This is a genomic window from Candidatus Poribacteria bacterium (assembly GCA_021295755.1).
GTDB lineage: Bacteria > Poribacteria > WGA-4E > WGA-4E > PCPOR2b > PCPOR2b.
Map to the genome: position 1 here is coordinate 10,075 of JAGWBT010000113.1, position 5,544 is coordinate 15,618.

Annotated in this window: 5 protein-coding genes and 1 pseudogene; all 6 read right to left on the reverse strand. The window is 50.3% G+C overall.

Features of this window, described 5'->3' with window-relative positions:
• The coding region (locus J4G02_16030; GenBank protein MCE2396073.1) for a HEAT repeat domain-containing protein at positions 1-854 on the reverse strand (854 nt) is incomplete at its 3' end.
• Positions 821-1,180 (reverse strand): hypothetical protein, encoded by a 360-nt coding sequence (locus J4G02_16035; GenBank protein ID MCE2396074.1) that lies wholly within the window; start codon positions 1,178-1,180, stop codon positions 821-823. The genes J4G02_16030 and J4G02_16035, both read right to left, overlap by 34 nt.
• A 175-nt stretch (positions 1,181-1,355) precedes the next feature.
• Complete coding sequence (locus J4G02_16040) at positions 1,356-1,766, reverse strand: transcriptional regulator (protein MCE2396075.1); 411 nt, start codon at positions 1,764-1,766, stop codon at positions 1,356-1,358.
• A gap of 3 nt (positions 1,767-1,769) precedes the next feature.
• Entirely contained in the window at positions 1,770-2,057 is a 288-nt protein-coding gene (locus J4G02_16045; protein MCE2396076.1) for a type II toxin-antitoxin system HigB family toxin, read from the reverse strand.
• A gap of 82 nt (positions 2,058-2,139) precedes the next feature.
• Positions 2,140-2,958 (reverse strand): MBL fold metallo-hydrolase, encoded by an 819-nt coding sequence (locus J4G02_16050; protein MCE2396077.1) that lies wholly within the window; start codon positions 2,956-2,958, stop codon positions 2,140-2,142.
• A gap of 23 nt (positions 2,959-2,981) precedes the next feature.
• Positions 2,982-5,231 (reverse strand): annotated as a pseudogene (locus tag J4G02_16055) (3-hydroxyacyl-CoA dehydrogenase/enoyl-CoA hydratase family protein).
• Between the last annotated feature and the right edge of the window lie 313 nt (positions 5,232-5,544).

A 5,544-nucleotide genomic window follows, 5' to 3' on the forward strand; every position in this document is an offset into this window, starting at 1 on the left:
TGGGAACCAATCCGCGCCAACGCGAGAATTGCATCCCGTCGAACTCGTTCATCCCCATCCTGCAATGCTGCGCTTAATGCGGGGATGGCTATTGACTCCCCTTGACTGACGGTCCCTAACGCCTCCGCCGCACGGGAGCGAACCTCCTCCGATTCATCTTCCAACACTCCTACTAATTCCGGAACAGCAGCTTGTGCGAAACGACCAATATCGCCCAACGCCTCCGCAGCGGTCTCACGCACCTGCGGATCTAGATGCTTCAAGTTGCCTACGAGTGGATCAACCGCAGGCGCGCCGATCCCATTCAACGCATAATAGGCATTCCGCCGTACCGTCTCGGATTCGTCCTCAAATGCTTCCATCAACACAGGCACCACTGATTCCCCAAATTCGCCTAACGCATAAGCAGCGTTAAGACCCTTTGACTCCGAGTCATCCCCCATGGCTTTAATCAGTTTTGATACAGACTTCTTAGATTGACCGCTGCTCGGTGTATCCCCGTTTGTCTTTCCATGATGCCAGTCCCAAACGTGCTGGAACATCTTTTGGTGCACATCATTGCCGATCGGCTCACTCTGATCCCACTCCGCCTGTTCGTTGTTCCATGAAGGCGACTCCGGCTCTGACATACGGGCAAAGAGGAACTTCATCATGTAACGGTTCTTATCAGTACCATTCGGCATACCGCGGTGCCAAAGATCATAGTTCACAATTGCCACTGTGCCGGCTTTGCCACAGACCGGTAGCTCGTCGCTGACCGTTGCGCCATCAGGGGTATTATAGTAGTGACTCCCCGGAACGATTCCGGTGGGACCCAGCTCTATAGGTGTATCCTGTGGATAGTAGAAGACCATCGTCTGCCACCGTCTTGGTGCATCCGCTGTCCTTCACTCTTCGGTCGATTGAAGTGGGGATGACGATGGGGTTGCATGTAATAGTCTTCACCCAAAACACTGATCAACCCACCGATAACCCACTTATCATCGAAGACCGTTTGAATCTCAGGGATTCGAGGCAATAGGTTATTGCCCGGATTGCCCTCCTTTTCAAACACCGTGTCGGTTCGTTCGTAAATGAAATCGTGAAAACTCGCGGGGAGGTCTGTATTGACGATCACATAACCATTAACAATGAAGTGTCGCATCTGGTCGTCCGTGAGAAGGTATTTTTTATCTATCATTTTTCTGTTTTTTTCCTTTCGACTGTAAATCTGTTCGTAAAAGTTGTGGGCATCCCTATATAACATCAAGGACAATTAAACAAAAGTTCATATAAAAAGAGAGTGCAGAGCATGAAGAGAAACCGAGTTTTTTCTTGAAAACTCGGTTTCTGTTGCACGATTCCTTTACGTGAGCCTAAACAAAAACCGCCGGGGAGACATTGAATCTCTCGCTGAGCACTTTGATCTGTGTAACAGTAAGCGGTTTCTTTCCACTGAGGATGTCTGAAACAACTTCTTGGTTGCCCATTTCTGGTAAATTGCTGGGCTTCAAATTGTGCTCCTCCATCAGAAACCTCAGACAATCTATTGGATCGACATCTGGTTCCGGGATATTTCTATCTTCGTAATCCTTGACTAAGGTTCCTAACGTATCTATCAACGACTCAATTAATGGGGTTCCATTTTCGCCTACCTCGTCTATTAATTCGTCGAGCCATCCGACAGCTTTGTTATACTGCTGTTCGGTTTCAAATGTTGATAGGACTTTTGAAACGACGGGCCATACTTTAATGGTGTCAGCTAGCTCTTGATCTAAAATCTTCATAATTTACTCCTTCCATTTCCCTCTATTGTAGTCTGTATGTGTCAAAATATCTCTGATGTATATGCGCTTCTTCGCGTAAACAATGTAAGCTACCAATCTGAATCTATTGCCTCCGATATTGAACACTGTCAACTTCCCCACCTGATCTGCACTCCGAAAAGTTCTTCGCAAATCCGGAAAAGATTCAAAATTTGTTCGCTTTGCAATTCGATACCATCGGTCTAAAGGACGCTCAGCCCCCGGATGGCTCTGGCTGAATTCGAGAATTCGCTTTCGTGTTATGATGTGCATGCAAAACACTCCTGCTTGGTGTCTAGCACCAAATCCAAAGTGCGTTCTGGCAGCACATTAACAAAAAATATCACATCTTTCCTCACAGGGAAGCGAGTTCGACGGGTTCAATTCTCAGATCCTCGGTCAAGTAACCCGCTTTGATCCCCGGTGAATGTTCAAAAACGAGCAGCCAATTTTCCGCTAGCGCCTGTTTCAACACCCGGTCCTTATTTTTCATCGCCATGACATAATGCGTTTTCAGGTGCGAAGGTGTCGGGACCAAGTCCGCCAGAAAACACGCGGTCAGTCCCCCCGATTTCACCGTAACGATCTGATGGTTGGGTGTATGCCCCGGTGCAGACAGTATTGTCACGCCGGGGGCAACCTCCTCGTCGCCGGCGATAAGCGCAACCTGTCCCCTTCTTTCAAGCGGCTCCCAAGTGTATGGGAGATAGCTGGGACTACTGCGCGGGTCAGGCTCCTTTGCATACGCCAGTTCACCCTGATTGATGTAGTAAACGGCGTTTGGAAATGTGGGCTTGAATCCTCCGGCTTCTTCCTGAAAACAATTTCCGCCGGCGTGGTCGAAATGCAGGTGCGTTAAAATGACCTTACTGATATCCGTCGCCTGTACCCCCGCCGCTGCGAGGCTTCTCAGCAAGTCTGTCCCGGATTTGTCAACACCATACAGAAAAGCGAATTTTTCATCGTAGGCGTTGCCAAGTCCGGTATCCACCAGAATATTCTCCGTGGGGGTCCGAATCAAAAGGCAGTTTAGCCCCATCAGGATTCGGTTACGATCATCGGCAGGATTGGTGCGCTCCCACAGTACCTTCGGTATTGTGCCGAACATAGCACCCCCGTCCAGTCGGAACGTGCCATCGCTTACCACAAAAAGTTCAAACTCACCAAATTTCATAAGATAGTTACCTTAGTTCACGTCTAATTCTTCAACGGCTTCCCTGTCTTGAGGGTATACTCGATCCGCTGATGGGTTTTTTCCTCACCACAGAGCCTGAGAAACGCCTCGCGCTCCAGTTCAAGGAGATAGTCCTCGGATACAGATTGCGGGGTAGAAAGTTCCCCGCCACAAAGGACATACGCGAGCTGGTTCAAGATCTTCACATCGTGGTCACTGAGCTGCCCGGCGCGCTGCGCAAGATCGATCTCTGATTTCAATCGGTCAAGCCCCGTCTCACCCAGCACAAATATCCCCCGCGGTTGAGGCTCCTGATACCTCTCCGCTGCCATCGCTAGCACCAGCTGCTTGGCATCGTGCAGGTGATGCGCTCGATTGATTGAAACAGTGTCCGCATCACGGAGATAGCCGAGCTGCTTTGCGCCCACAGCGCTCTCAGACACTTTGGCATAGGCGATGGTTTCAAAGGCACGCTTAAAGTACGGAAACAGTTCAACGTCCGCCTCCAACGGCACCCCCTCTAGGCAGCGGATAGCCATCTCCTTTACACCTCCCGCAGCCGGGATAAGCCCGACGCCCACCTCAACCAGACCGATGTAAGTTTCGGCAGCAGCACAGATTCATCCCCCACCCAAAGCCATACCCGCGGGGGCAGCGACCACCGGCTTGGGGGAAAGTCTGAATCTCATGTTCGCCCTTTGGTAGGCGGAGATCATTGCCTCAAGCGCCTCCCAGTCTTTGTTTCGAGCCCGCTCAAGCATCAAGGCAAGATTCGCACCGACAGAGAAGTTGTCCGCGTGATTCCCGATGACAAGTCCCTCAAAATTGCGTTCCACCTCATCAAGGGCTTCAAACATCATCTCAATGCTTGGATTATCAATCGCGTTCATCTTGCTGTGAAATTCGAGGCATAGAACCCCATCGCCCATGTCGATGAGGCTTGCGTCCGCGTTGGATTTCACAGGTTTGCTTTTGGACGACGGTTTGTAGAATGAAGTATGTTCCGAATTTAGCAGATTTGCAACAAGCTGCGGAACCGTATGGCTTTCTGATTTCATCTGTGCAACGGATTCCGATACACCGATTGCGTCCCACGCCTCAAAAATCCCAAGCTCCCAGTTGAATCCCCACTTCATCACATTGTCAATACTCTCCAGATCATCCGCGATTTCGGGGATGCGCACTGCTGCGTAGCGCATCGTATGGCTGAGGCATTTCCACGCAAACTGACCCGCACGATCATCGCTGTCAATGAGTCTCTTCAAACGCTTCCCTGCGTCTGTGATTCGCCTGACCTCACTGATCAAATCAAACCGGACCTCCGAACGAGGCACATATTCAAGTGTATTATAGTCTAACGTCCAGATCTCGCTGCCGTTTCCGCCACGGCGTCTCTGATAGAAGCCACCCCCCGTTTTCTCGCCGAGCCATCCCTTTTCAACTATCTGTAAAATGAAATCGGGAACCCGAAAAACTTCACGCTGCTCATCGTTAGCTGCATTCTCGTAGACGTTGTTCGCCACATCCACGAGCACATCAAGCCCAATGATGTCTCCCAAACGGAAAGTCGCGCTTCGAGGACGCCCCATCGGTGGACCCGTAATTGCATCCACCTCGTCAATCGTATACCCCTCCTCAAGGGTCAAGTGGATGGTGTGCAAGACTGAGAAAATGCCGATCCGGTTGGCGATAAAGTTCGGTGTATCTTTACAATGGACAACCCCTTTGCCAAGCGTGTGCCCCGCAAAATCGGAGATGAATTCGACCAGATCCGGACGGGTTGTATCCGTCGGAATAAGCTCAATCAGGTACATATAACGCGGCGGATTGAAGAAATGTGTACCGAGAAAGCATTCCCGATAGTCCTGTGAGAGGTCTTCAGCGATTGCACGAATCGGAATCCCGGAGGTATTGGAGCTCACTAGTGTGCCGTCATCGCGATGCTGGTCAATCCGCCCATGCACCTGCTTTTTGACATCTAGGTTTTCGACCACCGCCTCGATAATCCAGTCCGCATCCGCTAGCCATTCGGCGTGATCGTGAAAGTTACCAACCCGAATCAACTCCGCGGCATCGGGAACGTAAAATGGCGAGCGAGACTTCGCGTTTCTCATCCGATCCAGAGCCGATTGCGCGATTCGATTCCGCACAGCGGGGCTGTCGAGCGTTAAGCGATTGGCTCGTTCCTCAGCGGTGAGTTCCGTAGGCGGGATGTCTAGCAGATCGCACGAAATCCCAACGTTGGCAATATGGGCAGCGATCTGAGATCCCATTGTTCCTGCACCAACCACAGCAACTTTCTTGATTTGGGGATATAGACTGTCTTGCAAGGAACTATCCTTTCTAATACCGGCAGTAGGGAACGCAGATCTGCGTTCTCTACGTTTACCAAACGTCGCTTTTTTTATTAAAGCAGTAACTCAGAATATTATACCATCTTTTCAGTAGAGGAAAGGAAAAAAAATTGACAGGTTGGTGGCATTCTGATATGATGACACAAAACGCAAAGGAGGTAACTCAAATGAATATTCTCATTACCGGTGCATCCAGCCAACTGGCACAGGCGATAGCGACTGAACTGAAGGA

Excerpts from the sequence above, each read along its gene's own strand:
- J4G02_16045 (MCE2396076.1), bottom strand. The coding sequence starts at position 2,057 with ATGCACATCATAACACGAAAGCGAATTCTCGAATTCAGCCAGAGCCAT.
- J4G02_16050 (MCE2396077.1), bottom strand. The coding sequence starts at position 2,958 with ATGAAATTTGGTGAGTTTGAACTTTTTGTGGTAAGCGATGGCACGTTC.
- J4G02_16035 (MCE2396074.1), bottom strand. The coding sequence starts at position 1,180 with ATGATAGATAAAAAATACCTTCTCACGGACGACCAGATGCGACACTTC.
- J4G02_16040 (MCE2396075.1), bottom strand. The coding sequence starts at position 1,766 with ATGAAGATTTTAGATCAAGAGCTAGCTGACACCATTAAAGTATGGCCC.